The following is a 19,314-nucleotide window of genomic DNA, read 5'->3' as shown; positions in this document are numbered from 1 at the left end:
TATGAATTACTAAACCTATAAACGGATGACTTTAAAAAGTGGGGTTAATTATTTTTGAAATGAGCATCTATTCATCCCATTTAATATCAACGTAGTGTCTGCTTAGACTATAATTGCGCTCCCTCTTTCTTATTGATGATTTTAGTTTTGAACTCGACTGCCATTAAAAGAACTGCTTTTTCTTCTGCTATTTTAATTTTAGGCATTATCTTTATTGCCGCTAACTTACGCGCACCGGTTACAGGGCTTGCTCCTGTGCTTGAGCAAATTATCTTAAGCTTTGCTTTAACCCCTTCTCAAGCCGGTATGCTCACTACTTTACCATTAATTGCCTTTGCGCTGGCAAGCCCAATGGCGGCAAGCCTAGCTAAAAAACAAGGCTTGGAAATATCGTTATTTATCGCACTAATCCTAATTGGTCTAGGACTGGCGTCACGATTAATAAACTCTGCCGCTATGTTGTATTTAGGCACCGCCATCATAGGTATTGGCATCGCAATAGGTAACGTGCTGTTGCCGAGTTTAATTAAACGCGACTTCCCACATAAAGTGGCGGTAATGACCTCTACTTACGTACTAGCGATGGGTATTTTTGGTGGCAGTTATGCCGCGCTTATTATTCCGCTGGCTGAATATAAAAGTATGGGCTGGCAATTAGCCCTTGCTTGTTATGGCTTACTTACCCTAGTGAGTATTATTGTTTGGCTACCGCAGTTAAAACTTCATACTAAGCCCACCAAAGATCTGCTGGCGAGTGTTAACAGCAACAAAGTATGGCACGAAGCACTTGCGTGGCAGATTACCTTACTGCTGGGGTTAAATTCATTTTTTACCTATATTATGATTAGTTGGTTGCCGAGTATTTTGATTGAAGGTGGCCATACAGCTCAGCATGCGGGTGCGCTACAAGGTGCCTTTCAAGTAGCGTCTGCAGTGCCTGGCATTATCTTAATACCATTGTTGGCAAAGCTTAAAGATCAACGTATTTTAACCAGCTTGTTAGCACTAATAGCCGCAACAGGCTCACTTGGGCTGCTTTATTTACCTGAGTTTGCCTCACTGTGGGCGGTCACCTTAGGGTTTTGCTCAGGCGCTTGCTTTATTTTAGGTTTGTCGTTTATTAGCTTACGTACTCATGATACCCAACAAGCCACCTCGCTGTCAGGTATGGCGCAATGCTTGGGTTACTTACTTGCCGCCTCTGGGCCGATTATCGCAGGAGCATTACATAGTTACTCTGGCAATTGGACAACCACCTTGTGGTTATGCGCCTTTGCGAGTGCATTGTGCGCCGTATTTGGCTATTTAGGGGGCCGCAATATCACCATGACAAATAACGCCAATAGCTAACCTACACACCTAAATAAATGCATTGCTTAAGCGCAGTGCATTTATATCTTTGAGCGGTGGACGGCCAAAAAATCGCGTGTACTCGCGGCTAAATTGTGAAGCGCTTTCATAGCCCACTTGCAAAGCAGCCGTATTCGCATCAAGGCGCTGATTCAGCATTAACTGCCTCGCCTCTTGTAAGCGTAAATTTTTAATATATTGCAACGGGCTAAGCTTAGTCACTTCTCGAAAATGTTGACGAAACGTTGATTCACTCATATGCGCCTCAGCAGCTAAATCCACTATCGAAAAATCATCTTTATAATTTTGTTTAAGCCAATATAAAATTTTAGCTATTTTTTGACTTGCTGATCCAGCAGTAACGACTTGCCTTAAAAGGTAACTATGCGGGCTTTGTAATAACCGAAAAACAATTTCTTCTTGAATTAAAGGTGCAACTAAAGGGATCAACTGGGGTTCTGTTAGTAACTTAATAAGCCTGTTGATAGCATCTAAAATACCGTCATCGGCATCCACCACCGACATAGCGTTTTGACGAGTGCCGTTGTATTGCTCATTAAAATCCATATTGGCAACCGCTTGGCCTAATACTTTACTGTCTAAACTTAAGTGCAACCCTAAAAAAGGTCGCTGCACAGAGGCGGATGTAATATGGCTAACAACTGGCACATCCACAGAGGCCACTAATGTTTGCCCATCAGCATAATCATAAATATCTTCGCCTAAGGTAACGCGCTTGCCACCTTGCACAGTAACCCCTAAGCCAAGCCCGTACACACACGGCATAGGCTCAGATACATTGCTGCGCCTAACTAAAGTCAGTGCCGCTATTTGGGTATTAAAAATGCCATCCTGTGTTGCAACTGCTAACACAGATTCAGTCAGGGTTTGTTTGTTACTCATTACGTCTTAAATTAATGTCATCATTTTATAGCCCAAGCTTAGCACTAAGCATAACAATAAATATTAATAACAATCATGATCTGTTGTTTTAGGCAAAAAACACATTGGTTTTAACAAACACATTTAGCAATTATCAGTAATAATAAATATTCGCTCAGGCATATCAATGTGCTGACACATGATCACCATAAACACTGGCAAATAATCTAAATAAATCAACCCTACTCATATCGTTAAAAAACAAAGACACCGAGCGGAGGTAACTCCTCCTTAACTAGGTTATTGATGTGCTTTTTAATGAAGGGTAACAGTTAATGCTGTCATTGAATTACGCGACTTAATTTTTAAAGAGACATTATGCTTAAAGTAAATAACCACACAAAGTATTCACTTGTTGCAGCTATTGCAGCCCTTGCGGCAATGGGAGAGTTATACCGGCTAAAAAGTTTACTGAACGAAGGGCTAGATCAAGGGCTAACGATTGATGAACTTAATAGCGCATTTTCTTATATGGTCAGGTTTATAGGCCTACCTAGAGCATTAAATAGCCTCAATGTGCTTAAACAAATATGCTTACAAAGGCAGCCAAATAGCACCGTTTTAGTAGAACAAGAAATTGAGCAAACCTCTACAGCTAGTGTGAATGCAGCTAATAACAGGCTTTCTCAGCAGTGTCTTTTAGCAATAAAGCTGGGGACATTGGCGGTGGATGATAATTTTGAACCATTACTGCAGACTCATTTGGCCGCATGCCTTGATTCGCAATTTGAGGTGACTCACATAAATACCGTTATTAATTCATTAGCCATAAAAGCAGATATCAATGTGGCAATGCGCGCTAACGTATCTTTTGCAAATCTGTTAGCGCATGCATAGCTATTAGCCGTTTGGCACAGTATCAAAGCCAGTTATGGTGTTCAGCTCTTTTAACCAAGCTGGACTGGAGCGACACCAAATTTGCGTTTTAGGAATAAGTTGTTCACGCTGCTCAATAGCACCTATTCGTAAGCCATAAATTTTATCACCCTCACCAACTGAGGTCGCATACAGTGAAGTACCACAATTGCCGCAAAAACCTTGCGCACGTTTATTACCGCTGTCAGCAACTTTTATATACTCTTTCGGTTGTGAGGCTGTAAAGGTAATCGCATTCGCTTTAGAGAGTACAACTGTACGAAACGGCCCACTCGAAATTACTTGGCAATCAGTACAATGGCAGTTTAATACTTTCGTTTCATCAACCTCTGCATGGTAAGTAACCTCCCCACAATGACAACGTCCGGTAATTTGCATAATAATCCCTAAATTAAATTTTAGCCGTATAGTGGTTAGCAACTTTACGCCAAATAACGCGGTATATTCAACACTCTTTTTTATGCCATTAACGATTTTTATACTGGGTTTTACAGTGGCTGCGCATAATAGCGGGAGCACGTAATTTTAAATGTTTGGTTTTTCGCCCCGCATGGCGCTTACGCCAGACTTTAAACGAACCCGATGAGATATTGTCGCGCATAAAATTAACTAACTGGGAATGATTTAAACCATATAGGTTTTCGATGACTTCGAAGGGAGTGCGATCTTCCCACGCCATCTCGATGATTCTAGACACTTGGCTACTATCAAACATAATAGACTCTTCTACAAACTATCTTTATACCCAACATAGCAAGAATACGATCAATCTATAATTTCAACTCGCCAGGGTGGATCCAGCCGATTACTCCCCGCCCAATAAAGTTTGATTTTATTGCCCGATGGATCTTTTAACAGCGCTTCGCGCCACAAGTAACGCTGCTCGGTGATGTCTGATTCAAACTTAAAGCCCTTAGCTTTTAAAGAAGCAACCCACTTGTCTAGTTCTTCGCTTTCAAAATATATAACCGCGCCATTACTAAACGCATCATCGGTTAGTAATAAAGAAAACGTGGCTTTATTAGCGCACTCAAAGCGTGAGTAATGATCCGTTTTTACAATTTGTGTAAAGCCCATGGCCAAGTAAAATTGATTTGCTTTTTCGATGTTAGTGACAGGTAATGTGATTTGATTAAGGTTCATAGTCGTTACCTAAATATTGAGTTAGATAACGACGTTAAAACCTTAACTTAACTTGAGGTCAATTAGTAATTTGTACCTTGATATTAAGAAGCTTGATAGCGATTTGCTTGTTTAATACTCGCAAAATCATTAAAGCGCACACCGTGTTTTTTCATCACGGCAAGGATCTTTTTACTGATCATTTGCCGTAAATAAAATGGCTGATTTGGCACAAAGTGGTGAATAGTGTGAGTTCGACCAAAATCAAAGCAAAACAAATGAAACGGCATAAATAAACGGCTAGTTAATACGTGAGTTTGCTCCAGCATATTGTTAACGCCGCCGTAGTAATGCATTGATGAAGTAACAAAATTTAATGAACTTGACCGCACAATATTAGGCACAATCAACACCACCATTAAAAACTCAAACAGCGCCATAATGTCCAGCAGCAACGCCGGCGAATTAGCCGCAAGTGGAGTAAATAAATTAACTAAATGGAACACAATTACGCTGTATAAAATCGCAAAGTACGCGGTGGTAACCGGAAATCCGGCGTTAAATACCTTAAAAAAGCTAAACCCTTTGATTTCCTTACTAAAGCGTTTAGCGTTAATCAACAAGCCCAGTAAGCCATCAACAATCACCAGCGCCCGTAACCATGGTTTTTTAATGCCATTACCCACTAAGCGCTCTTCTAAGTCTTGCTCAGTGCCCGACACTTTATGATGGTGCAAGTGCATTTTACGGCGGTACCACGGACTAATCGTATTGGGTCGCATCAGCCACACCGTGAGCATCATAAAGTTATGTAGAAAAGGTTGATTACTAAAGTATTGTTTATGAATAAGATCGTGTTCAAGCTCGTGGGAAATTGACGCTGCAATGGCCGCTAAAATAATACATAGCCACGCGGGGATAATAGCAAAGTAATAAAGCGCACCAACCCCAATTAACGCACCGAGTGATAATAATAAAATAGCCATCCCGAGTGTATTTTGATGGGCTAATAACGGGTGCTTTTGACGAAGCTTAGCTTCTTCAGCTTTAATCGCCTTAACAATGGCTTGAATATTTTCCTTAGCACTTAACGTGGTCATAAATAGCAACTGATAATCAAAGTTGCGCAGATGATACCCGAATAAATAAAAAGCTGCCATAGCGAGAGCAACGAGCAACGAGCAACGAGCAACGAGCAACGAGCAACGAGCAACGAGCAACGAGCAACGAGCAACGAAAAAATAAAAGTGCAGTTAATTTAAGTCAAACATGTTTTTTAATATAACTACAGTTGGGTAAGTTAGCCGTAGCTAAATCGACTTAAATTAACAAGTGGTCTTTTAACTTGTAAAAATCATTACTGGAAACAAAGGGATTAGACAAGACCTCGCCCTAGCGGTTTTCACATACCAATTTTAGCCTTCAAGTTCATTCTCATTCTCTTCTCTTTGTGCAAAAGATCTTTAATTGAATTATTCACAAAGGGTTAAGAGCCGCTGCGCTTTAGAGGGCAATAAGTAAATGCTGTGCTAATAACGTCAGGATTATTGCAGAGCACTGCTTATATTTCATATGCGCCTATTTTAAATGCTGGCGAATCCTTTTACCAAACAAATGTTTAAACTTAATTAAGTTATTAATGTGCCATAATTTAATATCAGAAAGATCACTCTCATCTAAAATCGAACCGTCACGATAAACCGCTACTCTGGTGGCTCTTTTACCCTCTATTGGCTCCCATGAAAGCACATTACCAAATTCACTTTCAATACCACCTCTGCTTTCAAGTAAATAGTTCAGACATGACTCATTTTGTTCCGCGTTGCCAAAGTCAATATAAAGCTCAGTCCGCACTTTATTACCTTGACAAAAATTTGCGCCATAGTTGATACCTGAGATACCTGAAGCAAATGAATACCAGTTTTGGGGTTGGCCAGCCTTAGCTGAAGTAAACTTGTGATCGTCTCGCAACTCATTAATTAAACCTTGAAAGTATTCACGGTACTTTTCAGATTTAGCACTTGTTTTTTGAACAGACTTATTTGTAGACTTGCTCTTTTGCCACTCGTTTGGAAATACAACTGGTTTTAGGTTAAACACGGGTTTTGAGTCATCGATTTTAATAACTTCAACAACAACGGCAAAGAATTGAGTTTGATTGTCTGTTCTGTGGTTTAGCCAGTCTAAGGCTTGTCGATGCTCTTCACGAATTGTTTCAGCAACCCAAATTACAAATGAAGCATCAAAACCAGCTGCATATGTTAGCAACTTACCTAAGTGATCATGATCAGTTTGAGAAAACTGGTTTTCGATAATAACATTTTCAGCGGAACCAAGATCCCTAGCTAAGATATCAAGAGAAAAACTCCCCACACTTGCTTCTTCTTGAATCAACTCAAGCTCCAAACCGACTGCATTACCTAGTTCTTCAATATTTTCAGCTAACCACGGAGTAAAGTCTTGCGCTTCGTGCGCCCAAATATCTCGTAAGGGAACTTTCTTCAACTCACCAAACATATATTACTTCCTATTTATCCGAGTGGCATAAAACGAGCCTGTAGAATAACTCGTTTTTAATTTATTTTTATTGATGCATTAACCATAGCCGAGTTCCTATTTTGATTCAATCGACAACTGACTTTCACGTAAAAAATAAAAAAGGATTTGCTGTTGTTTTAATTGGCTTTTTGGAAGATATTACAGGTGTTTGAGTGCATTCTTTGAGGTGATAAGGGCTTACCTTTATTAATGTATCGTGTTTTACGCATGCTAATTAGTCTTCAAGTTAATCCTCATTTACTTCTCTTTCTCTGCTCTTTGTGCAAAAGATCTTTAACTGAATTATTCACAAAGGGTGAAGAGACGCTGCGCTTTAGAGGAATATCAGCAAATGCTGTGCTAATAATGTAAGGATTATTGCGTAGCGCTCCTTCATGTCTTTGCCGTAAGCTACTTGCTAAACTGGTGCATCGACAAACGAAATAAACGAATTTGTTTATTGATTTAGAATTGACCGTCACTGAATAAAAACGCTCAAAGAAAATACTAGAGCCTATTGACAGCTTGATTATTCAATGAGTTATTATCCTAAACCTATATCAACGTCAGTTCCCCCCTTGAAACCATCACTCACTTTTTATCTTTCACCGTTGGGTTTCGTCGCTCTCAACCACAACCTACTATAATAAATTTAACACCGAACTGCTCTGGTTTTTCCTAGTACCTAACGCCTAAAACCTAGCTCCTAATCCCTAAAATCACCCAATAAAAAAGCGCGAGATATACTCGCGCTTTCAACTAACTCAAAACTGTATTTTGTCTTCAACTTACTGCTTAAGACTTACGACTTATAGCTCTACGAGCTATTCGCCCTTGGCTTTAAGATTAATAAACTCGGCCAGTTTTTCTGGTTGTCCCATGAGGGTGAAGATCTGTTGGTTAATTTCGGTCATGGTTTGCCCTGCTGGCAAGCTTGCTGAGACAGTTAATGAGCTTAAACCTTGGGTGAAGTTTTTAATCGCTTCACCTAGCTCTTTGCTGACTGGTGCTTGTTGTAACTGCATGTCGACCATTTGCTGCATTTGCTCTAGAGTCATACCTTGCTTTTCAAGGGCTTGCTCTACTAACGCTTTAAATTCGCCTTCATTGTTTAAGGCTATTTCAATGCGGCGCGGTTCAAGCTCTGAAAGTGCTTCCATCATGATGGTTTGTTGCTGTAGCTGCTGCTCTAAAGTTGGCTGTTGAGCGCCTAATTCCTGCTGCATTTTACTGAGCGCCAGTGAAGCATTCATTAGTGCGGTTGATTTAGCTAAACCTAAGTTAAACTTAAGGGCAACAATTTTATTGGCATTAAGGTCGAAGGCAATATCGCTATCCCCTGATTTTTCATCGTAATTCATCAAGGTGTGTAAATCATAACTGGCTGAGGCAAGGTTATTATTAGCATCCGGCGGTAGCTGTGCTAAGAAGTGCTCGCTAAAGGTAAAGTTTTTAATCGTCAGCTCGGTACGTGGCGCGATTTTATCGGTTTCGTATCCTGATACTTCAATACTCGCAATATTTGCCACTGCTTGCTGATCAAAGTCTGTGATCACCATATTAGATATTTCTACGCTTTGGCCAAATACGCTCGCCGAAATATCTTCATAACTGGCTGTCACACCCATTTGTTGGTTCATCAGTGCCAACTGACGATCAACCTCTACTTTTACTTCTTGTGTCAGTGCATGGTTTGCGTAGCTAACACCACCGATAGCTGCTGCAACAACTACGGCAACAATTGCGAGTTTTTTCATTTTATTTCCTTATTACTATTCTATTTACAGCCAAGCTGATTATGGCCATGCTTTAATAACTTAATACTAAAAATTTGTCTAAGCGTATCATTCAATAATAGCTTTGATAAGACCTAGCATAAGTAAGTGCAAATTGATGTGTACTTTTTGAGTATGGTTAATTAATTAAACTTAATAGCTCATGTACCGTTTTAACTGGGGTGATTTTAGCGCCTAGCCCTTCCATTGATTTATGGTAGTTACGAAATGGAATAAAAATTTCGGTAAAACCATGCTGTGCGGCTTCTTTAACGCGTGGCACACCACTGTCGATTGGTCGTACGTCACCGTTTAAACTCAGCTCACCCATTATGCAGGTAGTGCGTGGCACCACAAACTCATTTAAGCTACTGAGCAAGGCAGTCACTAGCGCTAAATCGATGCAGGTTTCGGTTTCATCAATTCTCAGCCCACCTACAATATTAAAAAACGTATCGTGGAAGATTTTGGTTTTAGTGTGCTTGCGTAAAATACCAGTCAACATTTTTATCCGGTTCATGTTTAAACCCACACACACACGCTGCGGAAATTCAGCTTCGGTTTCGGTAGTTAAACATTGAATTTCGAGTAATAAATTACGATTACCTTTGCGAATACAGGTAATCGTGGAACCTGGAGAATCGGTGCTCGAGCCCGATAAAAAGATCTCACTTGGGTTATCCACACTGAGCATACCGCGTTCGCACATTCTAAAAATGCCCACGGTATCAATGTCACCAAAGCGGTTTTTATTGGCGCGTAAGGTACGTATTTGCCCATCGTTAGTGTCAATATGTAATAACGCATCAACTATATGCACTAAGGTTTGCGGCCCCGCAATTTCATTATTTTTATTTACGTGGGCAATGATAAACATAGTGACGTCGTTTTGCTTACAATACTGAGTCAACGCTTGCGCGGCACTTTTAACTTGTGACGGTGAGCCAGGGCTGCCGTTTGCGGTATCGGTTACCACGGCTTGAATAGAGTCGATTACTGCAAACTTGATGTTATTTTTTTCCAGCTCTTCGATAATGGTTTCAACACTGGTTTCTGATAACAAATACAGTTCATCTGGGTTGTAATCGAGTTTTAAGCGATTAACACGGTTTTTGAATTGCGATAACGATTCTTCTGCGGTGCAGTAAAGTGATGGCATACGCTGTGACATACGCGCGACTAAATCCGATAATAACGTGGTTTTGCCCGCTCCAGGATCGCCGGAAATAATATTCACCGAGCCGGTAGTCACGCCACCAGATAACACCCGATCAAGTTCACCAATACCGGTGAGTTGTTTTTCTGCTTCGGTGGTTGTGATGTCGTTAATTTTTTTCGAGCCACCGCCCACTCCGCCCGCATAACCGCCAACCACACTATGCATTGCTGCTTTTTTAGTTTGCCCTGCCGAGGGCTTAAATTCGGCTAAGGTATTCCATGCGCCGCAGCGACACTGTCCTTGCCAGCGTTGGTAGTTCATACCACATTCGGTACAAACAAACTCTATTTTTGCCGCTTTTGCCATTAACTTTGCCTATATTCGTCGTTTTGAAATTATTTAGGTTAATACTAGTTGCCATGCCGTGCTCGGTTGTCGAATATTGACCTTGCCAACTAGGCAAATCAACGCCACAATCAAATTATATAAAAACGTTATTTACTTTATATTTAGGGCATACTTTTTGCTTAATCTTTCCTGCTTGGGCTTTTTGATCCTAAAACTAAAGTAATGAGCCATTAATTTGGCAATTCCATAATAATAAAAATGAAAGACGGTAGCTCATTACATTCACTATGCTGCAAACCAGCACCCAAGAGAGTGTATAAATACTCACGCAGTATACCAACTTTTTAGAATAGACGGTGATGGTTTTATAAATGACTGAAGACATTCTACTGAAATACGAAAGTTTAGTTGACGAACTTAAATCGTATTTAGGTAATGCCAAATTTGACACGATCTTTAAATCGAAAACGGCAGGGTTAACAAAACCCGAGCAGTTTTTGATCAAGATGGAAATGTCACGCCTATCGCAACCCATTGCTCGCTTTATTGATTTACGTGGCCAAGTAACAGGCCAAGTAAAGCCTTATGAGTATGAAGGCAAACAACACTTTATGGATGAAACCGCCATTGCGGTATTTGAACAAGCCATAAAACGCCACGGTGGTTATACCCTTGCGGTGTATGAAGCAGTAATGAATACCGATAACAACCACCGCGTAATGCAAAAAAAAGCCGCCCAACAAGCTCAACAGCCTGAGCAACAAAATGAACAAAAATTAGATTGCCAGGTGATTAAATTTGCTTCTTATGAAAGTCGCCGTGAAGAGCGGATGAACTATTCAATCAAAATAACGGTAGAATTGAGCAAAGACAACACCATTGCAGCAACCACCTCGGATATTTCTTTAAGTGGCGCAAAAATAAAGCTCTCATCACGCTATCAAGTCAAAAAAAAGCAGTTATTAGGGCTGCGCCTAGTAGGACTTGAGCAAGATTTTGAACTGGGTTTGAAAAACGGTATTCAATATGAAGTTGTTGCCGTTGAAAAAATATCTGCGGAATTTAATCATATTCGCTTAAAACGTACTTTTATCGAAAATAACGCAAAATTTGATGAGTTTTTAGAAAGCTTTATTCATGGTAATAAACGCCGCTATAAAGTGAATTTAGATAACACCTTAGATGCCGTTGTCTCAAAAAGCTATGAACAGTATTATATTCCTCGCGTTACATCATTGTTCACCTTTTTTAGCCTGCAAAATGACAAGCTCTACCCGAGTTTAGTGCTGACCACTGAAAATAATATTTTTATTCAGCGTTATTTTTGTGATGAGCGTAAGCTATCGTGTTTATACACCATTTTAAATCAACAACGCTTAAGTCAGCTATTAAGTGATCCGGCGCAAGTTAAGGAAGAGTATTTATACACCTTTACCCATGTGGTAGCAGGTAAAATATATTACTATTCAGCAACACGTACAGAGCTGACTACGGAGCCACAATTAAGCGCGTTATTTTTTGGTTTTGGTAGTCAAAAAGACAGCTGGCAATGCTTTAAAGTGCAGTTAATGCCAAGCCATCCAGAAGACTCATTTATTCCACTAAGCTTACCGAATACCGCTGGCAAAGATATTGAAAAACTCAATAAGCCACCTTCGCCTCGCGTGCAAGGAATGATCAAAGACGTAAAATATTTGCTGATTTTAACCGCGATTGGCACCGCCGCCGAACAGGCTCATTATCAAAGTTTTAGTTACGATAAAAGTATCATTAATCAGTTAAAACGCTTTGGTCACGGTAAACATAAAACCCCACCAAAACTTGAAACGGTTGATTTAGAATACGTAAACCTGCGCTCACATAAGCGTTACTTGTATAAAACTGATACGCAAATAAAAACTAAAGAAGGTCAAGAATATAGCGCTCATAGTCGTGATTTTTCAGTAATGGGATTACAAATTGAATGCGACCAACCGGTTACGTTGCAAAAAGGTGATATTGTTGAATTAAGCTTACCTGAGCTGCAAAAAATAACCAAAAAGCATGATCTTAGTAAATTAAAATACGAAGTAATGGCAGTCAGTAAGTCATTAACCACCATCAATTTCAAAGCCTCTAGAATTGCTGACAACCCGCATGAAGGGGTGACGTTTTTCACTCAGTTAATTGAAAATAATAAAGATAAATTGAAAGTATCTGAAGAAGCACCAAAAGTGCCAGGGCTATCAACGGCACTTAGAAATATGGTCACTAAAAGTGTTTGCCAATTTCCGTTTTATTTACATAAAGAGGCGGCGCATTTTAAAACCGGTGCAATCGGCCAAGGGCTATACTCAAGCCCATTGCATATTATTTTACAAAATTATGGTTTGCTTAATGAAACCACCAGCATTGATGCATTTTTAACACCGGAGCAAATTAACGAGGTTATTACACCGCAAATAAAAGACCGTAGCCGCCAAGATCCGCCGTTGCCTTTCACATTATTTATTCGTTTTGATCCAAAAAAGTCAACCATCGAAGACGCAGTAAAAAGCAAATGCAGTGCGACTGACGATTATGCCCCTCAGCTACTCTTTTTAAAGAAAGGTCTAAAGTCTGAATTGCTATTTATAATGCGAGTTTATATTTCGCGTACTGGCCGCCCTGATACCGATTACTTAGCTAACGAGCTAAAATACGTAAGCCAATATGCGTTGCATAAAGCCAAAGATCTTGAAGAAGCACTGTGGTCAGTCACTGGCGTTGGTGACATGGTTGATATCACCGATGAAACGCTTAGTCATTTAGACTTTCCAGCGGAACTGGTAGAGCAAATGAATAAGCGTAAACAGATTTGGTTAAAACGGCTCAGTTAATTACTCTGCTATTGGAATAGTTAATAAATACAACAGCTGTAATAACGAGCCGTGGCAAATGGCAGCTTGGGCTTGTTCAACCACTTTAGCTTTACCGTGTACCGCAACACCGAGTCCTGCCGCCGCCATCATGGTTAAGTCATTAGCGCCATCGCCGATTGCCACGGTTTGTTGCATTGGCAAACCTAACCGTTGCTGTAAGTTACGCAGCACCACCGCTTTTTGCTCGGCATCGACAATTCTGCCAAGTACTTTACCGGTTAGTTTTGCATCTTTAAACTCTAACACATTGGCATGGACTTCATCTAAATCAATGAGCTGCTGCACTTGCTCGGCAAATGGCACAAAACCACCCGAAGCAATGGCTAAGTACCAATTATGCTGCTTTAATACTTGGCATAACTCTTTAACGCCGGGCATTAATGGCAAACTGCTTTTTAGCTCATCAATTAAGCTTTGTTCAATTCCCTCAAGCTTAGCAACGCGTTGATGCAAGCTCTCACTAAAATCTAACTTACCGGCCATCGCTTGGGCGGTCACCGCAGCGACATCATCATAAACATCCGCAAGACGAGCAATTTCGTCAATACATTCAATGGTAATGGCGGTTGAGTCCATATCCATCACCAATAGCCCTGGATTAGTGAGACTCGGAGGCTTACTGACTTGTACAAGCTGAAAACCGTGCGGATGAGCAAATTCATTCAGTAACAGAGGATTGATGCTAGCTTTTGCGGTATCACTGTAAAAACACAATGCAGGGGTTAAGTTTGGATCAGGCTGATAACGGCATATTGCAGTGACTGTAAATTGCTGTTGCGCTAAAAACTGCACAATATTCGTTAATTGCTGGCCATTAAAATCCCCAGCAAAAGCAATACTAAACATCCCTTGCGGATCGCTAGGTAAGCTCACTTGCTCTACAAAGGCAGCTTGATAGTGATACCATTTACCTAACGACAACTGCATTGACAATTGCTCTGATGAAAGGCTCGCAATGCGCTCCAATGTCATGATAACTCCAAAAATGATACTAATGTCTCCCCGGTAAAATAACAGTTAACTCGCCATAAAGGGGGATTTAAGGTTATAGTTAGGCCTAGTTGTAACATCAAAAGCAAAAGCTGTCAGCAGCGTAAACGGTGACTATGAAAAATAACCATCTTAAAAACCCTATTTCAGCATCTCTTAGGCAGCGCCTAGTGCGATTAAGCATTGCTGCGGCATGCTTTTTGTTGCTGACTTGGGTAGCGGTTAATAGTAGTTTTCAAAGCCATCAACTACTTTATGATAATGCCGACAGCACAGCAAAAAGCTTAACCCGCTTTATGGCACTCAACGCTAAAACCCCATTACTTGAAAAAAACAAACCCGAACTCACCGCCTTGTGTAATAGCATTAGCAAAGATGAGTTTGTGTTAGCTGCAACGATTTACGATCATCAAGGTGTGCTTATCGCCAGTAGTGATAATTGGCAAACGCACCATTTATTAGGCAAGTTACCTAATTCAACCCCAGGGATCAGCAAACTAAAAACTCCGTTTGTTGAACCTATTATTAGTGATGATAATCGCCCGCTGGGCTTTGCTACAATCACCTATTTAACACGCTCAGCAGTGGCAACCAGTCACAGCAGCTTTCATGACTTAGGCCGCCAAGTACTACTAATGCTAGTGATCACTTGTATTTTTACATGGCAACTAGGTCGCGGTTTAAAACGCTGGCAGGTTAATCGTTATATTCGAAAAAGTGCTGAACACGACTCATAAAGTTGTTGTTCAAAAATACCTTTCTCTTGCTCTGTAAGCTGCTTTAACTGGCACAATTGCGCAAACACTAAAGGTAACTGCAACGGCGTATTAATTTGCCCTTGAAACCCTGCCAGTGGCATTGAGGGTGAATCTGTCTCAAGCACTAAATGCTCAGCCGCCAATGCGGCAACGACGCTGCGTGTTTTTTGCGCTCGCTGATAAGTGATCACCCCACCCACGCCAAGCTTAAAACCGTGCTTAATGTAATACTGTGCTTGTTGCATAGAGCCAGAAAAGGCATGAATAACCCCACCAAACTTAGGTTTGCAGCGTTTAAATGCTTGGACTATTAAGTCATGGCTTTGTCTGTGGTGCACAATCAGCGGTAACTCAAGCTGATCAGCAAGCGCGATATGATGCTCAAATATCTGAGTTTGCAAGGCTAAGTCATCAATACTGCGGTCAATGCCACACTCGCCAATAGCAATAAGTTGCGATTGATGTTGCTCCGCAAATTCAGTTAACGCCGCTAAATGGCTCGGCTGGTACTGTGCTAAAAAATAAGGGTGTAAACCGGCGGCAATACGAACATTTGCATGCTGCGCGGCAAATGCGATTAAAGCATGAGATTGTGCCAAGCTAACCCCCGGCACGATTAGCTTTTCAATGCTGTGCTGCTGACATTGCGTAATTAATTGCGCAATGTCAGCAGCAAATTCAGGAAAATCTAAGTGACAATGTGAATCAATAAAAGCCATAACAGTTTATGGATTTAGACGGGTAATGTGCCAGCTGTTATCAGCTTGACGCTGATACATAAAACGGTCATGTAAACGGTGCGCGCCGCCTTGCCAAAACTCAATTTTTGTTGGCACAACACAGTAACCACCCCAAAAATCAGGTAGTGGGATTTCACCCTTAGCAAATTTGTTTTTCATATTAGCAAAGGTTTCCATCAACACTTTACGCGATGATACCGGTCGACTTTGTGCTGACGCCCATGCTGCTAACTGACTTTCTTTTGGCCGTGACAAAAAGTACTTCGCCACCGCAGCGGTCGGTAATGGCTGTGCTTCGCCATAAACAATCACTTGGCGTTCCATATGGTGCCACGGAAAATGCAAACAGATTTTATTATTACCTTTTAGCTCTTGTGCTTTACGCGAGCCAGTATTGGTAAAAAATACAAAACCGTTATCATCAAGATGCTTTAATAGCACAATGCGCTGCGAAGGCTGGCCGGTTGCATCAACCGTCGCCACCACCATTGCGGTTGGATCGGGTAGTTTACTTGCTACCGCATGCTCAAGCCAAGTTTCAAACTGCTTGAATGGATCATCAAGCAAAGTCTCTTCGCTCAACGCATCTTGCAAGTATTCACGGCGAATATCTTCGAGTTTCATTACAAATCCTTCTATAAGCTATTAAGGTTGTACTACTTGTTGGTTTGCAAAAACCTTGGGAAACTTCCAATTTGGGTAACTACTCTTTATCAATTAACATTAATCGATGAATATCATTATTGTACTTTATCTGTCAGGCTTTCGCGATCTTAAAAAACTGCAGTAAAAAAAATCACTAAAAACTTTTAACAATTGTACTTATTTTGCTAACATAACCAGAATTCAACTAGCTAAATATCTAACGAATGACTAATAAGCTCTTTTTTATACCAGAAAAAAAGCCAAACGCACGTGTGCGTTTGTTCTGTTTTCCGTATGCTGGAGGTTCTCCCAGCCTATTTCTGCCTTGGACAAAATTGATTAACTCTGACATTGAGCTAGTGTTAATTCAGCTTCCAGGTAGAGGCTCTAGAATGGGAGAACCTGCAGCAGATAACATGCTTGATGTCATCAATGAACTTTTATCACATAGCGAGTTTATCACCAGTAAACCCTATGCTTTTTTTGGTCATAGTCTGGGGAGTCGAGTAGCATACGAGCTTACATCCAACTTTCAACGTAGTGGAAAGCCTATGCCAATAAAACTATTTGCTTCTGCCAGTCGTGCACCACATACCAAAAATAACAAAGCTTCCATCTACGATTTACCCTATAACGAATTTATAGCTGAGTTAAAGTCACTGAATGGTACTCCAACAGAAGTGCTGGAAAATGAAGAGTTAATGGCGCTATTAGCCCCCCTGCTAAGAGCTGATTTTAAAATAGCCGATACCTATTATGCAGAAGTTATTCCACTCTCATCACCCATTCGTGTGTTAAACGGAAAACACGACCAAATTTCTGCTCAACAGCTGAATGCATGGCAAGATTTAAGCCAACACCCCGTTGATGTTTCTGAGTTTGATGGTGGACACTTCTTTATTCATCAATATAGTGCAAAAATGGTAAAACTTATTAACCAAGACTTGCTGCAACAATTGAATTAAAAATTTATGTGGTTACTTTCTCAGTATCACACCTAATGTAATCCCTTAAAAGCAATGTTTCTACTTCTAGGTTTAGAGGCTAAAAATAGAAAATGCAATTTTAGCCCCCTAGAATTTTCTGCAAGTGTAGGAGCGCTAGCAAGGCAGTGAGTTTATTTATGCCAAGGAGCATACGCTTTGTATGTGACTTAGGCTAAATAAACTCATTAACGCAGCTAAAACGAACTACACACAGCAGAGTTCACCTAAGTAGTTTAGCCTAAGACAAGGCGGACACTCGACTTATCCCTATGAGCATACGCTCTTGTATGTGATTAGGGTCAGTCGAGTGGACAACGCAGTATTAGGTTAAAATACGACGGTGATTACATTTGCTCCATGACTTCGATGCCTAATAAGTCCAATCCTGTGCGCAGCGTATCCGCCACTAAGTTACACAACACTAAACGGCTGTCACGTACACTTGGCTCTACGCCGTCTTTAAGTACTGGACAGGCTTCGTAGAAGGTCATGTATAGGCTAGCAAGCTCGTATAGGTAACTACACAATACGTGCGGTGTTGCCTCACTGATCATTTGATCTAGCACTTCTTCTAGCTGTAACAATTTAAGCGCAAGGGTTTTTTCTTGCGGCTCTACAATGGCAACATCTGCGTTTAAAGTTGCGGCATCTACGCCTGATTTACGGAAAATACTGCGTACACGAGTATAAGCGTATTGCAAATAAGGAGCGGTCGCGCCTTCAAAGCTAAGCATACTGTCCCAGTTGAAAATGTAATCACTGGTACGGTGTTTAGATAAATCAGCGTATTTAACCGCGCCAATACCCACTTTACGGGCGATTTCAGCGCGCTCTGCAGCTGTTAAATCAGATTCACGCTCTGCAAGCTTAGCTGTAGCACGAACAATTGACTCTTCGAGTAAATCCGCAAGTTTAACCGTGCCGCCAGTACGGGTTTTAAATGGTTTGCCGTCTTCACCCATCATAGTGCCAAATGGGCAAAATTCGTAGCTAGTTTCATCACGTAGTAAACCGGCTTTACGTGCAGTAAGCTCTACTTGATTAAAGTGTAAGCTTTGACGCGCATCAACAAAAATTAAAATACGGGCTGCGCCTAACTTGTTTGAACGGTAATCACACGCCGCTAAATCAGTGGTTGCATATAAGAAACCACCACCCGATTTTTGTACGATAAACACTGATGGTTCACCGTCTTTGTTTGCCAGCTCGTCTAAAAACACCACTTGCGCGCCTTGCGATTCAACCGCAATATTCTTATCTTTTAATAGCTTAATAATATTGTTCAGTTCACTGTTATAAGCACTTTCAGCCATGATGTCGTCTGGTGTAAGCGTTACATTTAAGCGTTTGTATACTTCTTCTGAATGTTTTACCGAGGTGGCAATAAACAACTTCCACAATTTTTCACAGTGCGCGTCGCCACCTTGTAGTTTTACCACGTAGTCACGTGCTTTATCGGCAAAACCTTGTTCATCATCAAAACGCTTTTTAGCATCGCGGTAGAAAGTCTCTAGATCAGCCAGTGCCACTGAATCTAAATCAACACCTTGGTTGATTTGATCTTCTAAGTGGGCAATCAACATGCCAAACTGCGTGCCCCAATCACCCATGTGATTTTGACGAATAACCGTGTCACCACGAAATTCAAGGGCGCGAACAACCGCATCGCCAATGATCGTTGAACGTAAGTGACCTACGTGCATTTCTTTTGCAAGGTTTGGTGATGAGTAATCAACCACCACGGTTTGTGGCTGTGCGTGCTGTGCAACAGCAAGTTTCGTATCTTGATTTGCAGCTTTTACGCTCTGCGCTAAAAACTCAGGCTTTAGGTGAATATTAATAAAACCAGGCCCGGCGATTTCAGTTTTGTCTGCGATATCACTCACATCTAAGTGATCAATAATTTTTTGCGCAAGCTCACGTGGGTTGCTTTTCATTTTTTTAGCCGCGCCCATCGCACCATTAATTTGGTAATCACCAAATTGTGGACGAGTACTTTGTGTAACCGCAGGGTTAGTATCGGCAGGTAAGCCTGCGGCTGTCATCGCGGCAATGGCTTTATCGATTAGAAGCGTACGAATATTCATGTAATTTGTTACCTTTGTCAGCCCGCTCTTGCGGGCTTTAATTAAATTTTGAGTTTAGTTTTCACGGGTGTGGTTAAACGTCACTTCAGGGTAACGCT

The 19,314-nt window shown here is 41.0% G+C and carries 17 protein-coding genes; 5 read left to right on the top strand and 12 right to left on the bottom strand.

Going from position 1 to position 19,314, the window contains the following annotated elements; genetic code table 11:
* Positions 1-135 precede the first annotated feature (135 nt).
* Entirely contained in the window at positions 136-1,350 is a 1,215-nt protein-coding gene (locus ENH88_RS19725; RefSeq protein ID WP_304184939.1) for an MFS transporter, read from the top strand.
* 9 nt (positions 1,351-1,359) lie between these two features.
* On the opposite strand, the gene ENH88_RS19720 is transcribed toward ENH88_RS19725, so the two are convergent.
* Positions 1,360-2,253, bottom strand: a complete 894-nt coding sequence (locus ENH88_RS19720) for an AraC family transcriptional regulator (protein ID WP_304184938.1) — start codon at positions 2,251-2,253, stop codon at positions 1,360-1,362.
* 357 nt (positions 2,254-2,610) lie between these two features.
* Here ENH88_RS19720 and ENH88_RS19715 point away from each other — a divergent pair, with 357 nt between their 5' ends.
* Positions 2,611-3,129 carry a carboxymuconolactone decarboxylase family protein gene (locus ENH88_RS19715; protein ID WP_304184937.1) on the top strand — a complete coding sequence of 173 codons (519 nt, stop codon included), beginning with the start codon at positions 2,611-2,613 and terminating at the stop codon, positions 3,127-3,129.
* 3 nt (positions 3,130-3,132) lie between these two features.
* On the opposite strand, the gene ENH88_RS19710 is transcribed toward ENH88_RS19715, so the two are convergent.
* From ENH88_RS19710 to radA, 7 genes are all read right to left on the bottom strand, one after another.
* Positions 3,133-3,546 (bottom strand): GFA family protein, encoded by a 414-nt coding sequence (locus ENH88_RS19710; protein WP_064667226.1) that lies wholly within the window; start codon positions 3,544-3,546, stop codon positions 3,133-3,135.
* A gap of 88 nt (positions 3,547-3,634) precedes the next feature.
* A complete protein-coding gene (locus ENH88_RS19705) occupies positions 3,635-3,883 on the bottom strand; it encodes a TIGR03643 family protein (RefSeq protein ID WP_304184933.1) in 249 nt (82 codons plus the stop codon).
* Positions 3,884-3,933: 50 nt separating this feature from the next.
* A complete protein-coding gene (locus ENH88_RS19700) occupies positions 3,934-4,311 on the bottom strand; it encodes a VOC family protein (RefSeq protein WP_304184931.1) in 378 nt (125 codons plus the stop codon).
* Positions 4,312-4,394: 83 nt separating this feature from the next.
* A complete protein-coding gene (locus ENH88_RS19695) occupies positions 4,395-5,390 on the bottom strand; it encodes a fatty acid desaturase (protein ID WP_304184928.1) in 996 nt (331 codons plus the stop codon).
* Between the two features lie 478 nt (positions 5,391-5,868).
* Positions 5,869-6,807 carry a DUF4268 domain-containing protein gene (locus ENH88_RS19690; protein ID WP_304184927.1) on the bottom strand — a complete coding sequence of 313 codons (939 nt, stop codon included), beginning with the start codon at positions 6,805-6,807 and terminating at the stop codon, positions 5,869-5,871.
* A gap of 845 nt (positions 6,808-7,652) precedes the next feature.
* Entirely contained in the window at positions 7,653-8,585 is a 933-nt protein-coding gene (locus tag ENH88_RS19685) for a hypothetical protein (protein ID WP_304184925.1), read from the bottom strand.
* A 157-nt stretch (positions 8,586-8,742) separates the two neighbouring features.
* Complete coding sequence (radA, locus tag ENH88_RS19680; protein ID WP_304184923.1) at positions 8,743-10,128, bottom strand: DNA repair protein RadA; 1,386 nt, start codon at positions 10,126-10,128, stop codon at positions 8,743-8,745.
* Positions 10,129-10,481: 353 nt separating this feature from the next.
* On the opposite strand from radA, the gene ENH88_RS19675 reads away from it, so the two are divergent.
* Positions 10,482-12,968, top strand: a complete 2,487-nt coding sequence (locus tag ENH88_RS19675) for a PilZ domain-containing protein (RefSeq protein ID WP_304184920.1) — start codon at positions 10,482-10,484, stop codon at positions 12,966-12,968.
* Here ENH88_RS19675 and serB read toward each other — a convergent pair whose 3' ends face one another.
* On the bottom strand, positions 12,969-13,982 hold the full coding sequence (serB, locus tag ENH88_RS19670) for a phosphoserine phosphatase SerB (RefSeq protein WP_304184919.1): 1,014 nt from the start codon (positions 13,980-13,982) through the stop codon (positions 12,969-12,971).
* 134 nt (positions 13,983-14,116) lie between these two features.
* Here serB and ENH88_RS19665 point away from each other — a divergent pair, with 134 nt between their 5' ends.
* Positions 14,117-14,737: an AhpA/YtjB family protein gene (locus ENH88_RS19665; protein ID WP_304184915.1), complete on the top strand. Its 621-nt coding sequence runs from the start codon at positions 14,117-14,119 to the stop codon at positions 14,735-14,737.
* Here ENH88_RS19665 and ENH88_RS19660 read toward each other — a convergent pair.
* Together ENH88_RS19660 and pdxH are read right to left on the bottom strand one after the other, a co-directional pair.
* Positions 14,704-15,477 carry a TatD family hydrolase gene (locus tag ENH88_RS19660; protein ID WP_304184913.1) on the bottom strand — a complete coding sequence of 258 codons (774 nt, stop codon included), beginning with the start codon at positions 15,475-15,477 and terminating at the stop codon, positions 14,704-14,706. The two genes, ENH88_RS19665 and ENH88_RS19660, sit on opposite strands and share 34 nt — an antisense overlap.
* 6 nt (positions 15,478-15,483) lie before the next feature.
* The gene (gene pdxH / locus ENH88_RS19655; protein ID WP_304184910.1) at positions 15,484-16,122 is read right to left on the bottom strand and encodes a pyridoxamine 5'-phosphate oxidase; all 639 of its coding nucleotides are present in this window, start codon (positions 16,120-16,122) and stop codon (positions 15,484-15,486) included.
* Between the two features lie 245 nt (positions 16,123-16,367).
* On the opposite strand from pdxH, the gene ENH88_RS19650 reads away from it, so the two are divergent.
* Positions 16,368-17,108, top strand: coding sequence for a thioesterase II family protein (locus ENH88_RS19650; protein WP_304184908.1), 741 nt, complete (start codon positions 16,368-16,370; stop codon positions 17,106-17,108).
* 365 nt (positions 17,109-17,473) lie between these two features.
* On the opposite strand, the gene argS is transcribed toward ENH88_RS19650, so the two are convergent.
* Positions 17,474-19,216: an arginine--tRNA ligase gene (gene argS / locus ENH88_RS19645; RefSeq protein WP_304184905.1), complete on the bottom strand. Its 1,743-nt coding sequence runs from the start codon at positions 19,214-19,216 to the stop codon at positions 17,474-17,476.
* Between the last annotated feature and the right edge of the window lie 98 nt (positions 19,217-19,314).

It is taken from the genome of Pseudoalteromonas prydzensis, from assembly GCF_011050055.1.
In the GTDB taxonomy this organism is placed as follows: domain Bacteria; phylum Pseudomonadota; class Gammaproteobacteria; order Enterobacterales; family Alteromonadaceae; genus Pseudoalteromonas; species Pseudoalteromonas prydzensis_A.
The sequence above is the reverse complement of the archived record's forward strand: the minus strand, read 5'-3'. Positions and strand labels throughout refer to the sequence as shown.

What these genes read in the sequence shown, in the direction of transcription:
- ENH88_RS19725 (WP_304184939.1), top strand. Translation starts at nt 136, where the DNA reads ATGATTTTAGTTTTGAACTCGACTGCCATTAAAAGAACTGCTTTTTCT.
- ENH88_RS19720 (WP_304184938.1), bottom strand. Translation starts at nt 2,253, where the DNA reads ATGAGTAACAAACAAACCCTGACTGAATCTGTGTTAGCAGTTGCAACA.
- ENH88_RS19715 (WP_304184937.1), top strand. Translation starts at nt 2,611, where the DNA reads ATGCTTAAAGTAAATAACCACACAAAGTATTCACTTGTTGCAGCTATT.
- ENH88_RS19710 (WP_064667226.1), bottom strand. Translation starts at nt 3,546, where the DNA reads ATGCAAATTACCGGACGTTGTCATTGTGGGGAGGTTACTTACCATGCA.
- ENH88_RS19705 (WP_304184933.1), bottom strand. Translation starts at nt 3,883, where the DNA reads ATGTTTGATAGTAGCCAAGTGTCTAGAATCATCGAGATGGCGTGGGAA.
- ENH88_RS19700 (WP_304184931.1), bottom strand. Translation starts at nt 4,311, where the DNA reads ATGAACCTTAATCAAATCACATTACCTGTCACTAACATCGAAAAAGCA.
- ENH88_RS19695 (WP_304184928.1), bottom strand. Translation starts at nt 5,390, where the DNA reads ATGACCACGTTAAGTGCTAAGGAAAATATTCAAGCCATTGTTAAGGCG.
- ENH88_RS19690 (WP_304184927.1), bottom strand. Translation starts at nt 6,807, where the DNA reads ATGTTTGGTGAGTTGAAGAAAGTTCCCTTACGAGATATTTGGGCGCAC.
- ENH88_RS19685 (WP_304184925.1), bottom strand. Translation starts at nt 8,585, where the DNA reads ATGAAAAAACTCGCAATTGTTGCCGTAGTTGTTGCAGCAGCTATCGGT.
- radA (WP_304184923.1), bottom strand. Translation starts at nt 10,128, where the DNA reads ATGGCAAAAGCGGCAAAAATAGAGTTTGTTTGTACCGAATGTGGTATG.
- ENH88_RS19675 (WP_304184920.1), top strand. Translation starts at nt 10,482, where the DNA reads ATGACTGAAGACATTCTACTGAAATACGAAAGTTTAGTTGACGAACTT.
- serB (WP_304184919.1), bottom strand. Translation starts at nt 13,982, where the DNA reads ATGACATTGGAGCGCATTGCGAGCCTTTCATCAGAGCAATTGTCAATG.
- ENH88_RS19665 (WP_304184915.1), top strand. Translation starts at nt 14,117, where the DNA reads ATGAAAAATAACCATCTTAAAAACCCTATTTCAGCATCTCTTAGGCAG.
- ENH88_RS19660 (WP_304184913.1), bottom strand. Translation starts at nt 15,477, where the DNA reads ATGGCTTTTATTGATTCACATTGTCACTTAGATTTTCCTGAATTTGCT.
- pdxH (WP_304184910.1), bottom strand. Translation starts at nt 16,122, where the DNA reads ATGAAACTCGAAGATATTCGCCGTGAATACTTGCAAGATGCGTTGAGC.
- ENH88_RS19650 (WP_304184908.1), top strand. Translation starts at nt 16,368, where the DNA reads ATGACTAATAAGCTCTTTTTTATACCAGAAAAAAAGCCAAACGCACGT.
- argS (WP_304184905.1), bottom strand. Translation starts at nt 19,216, where the DNA reads ATGAATATTCGTACGCTTCTAATCGATAAAGCCATTGCCGCGATGACA.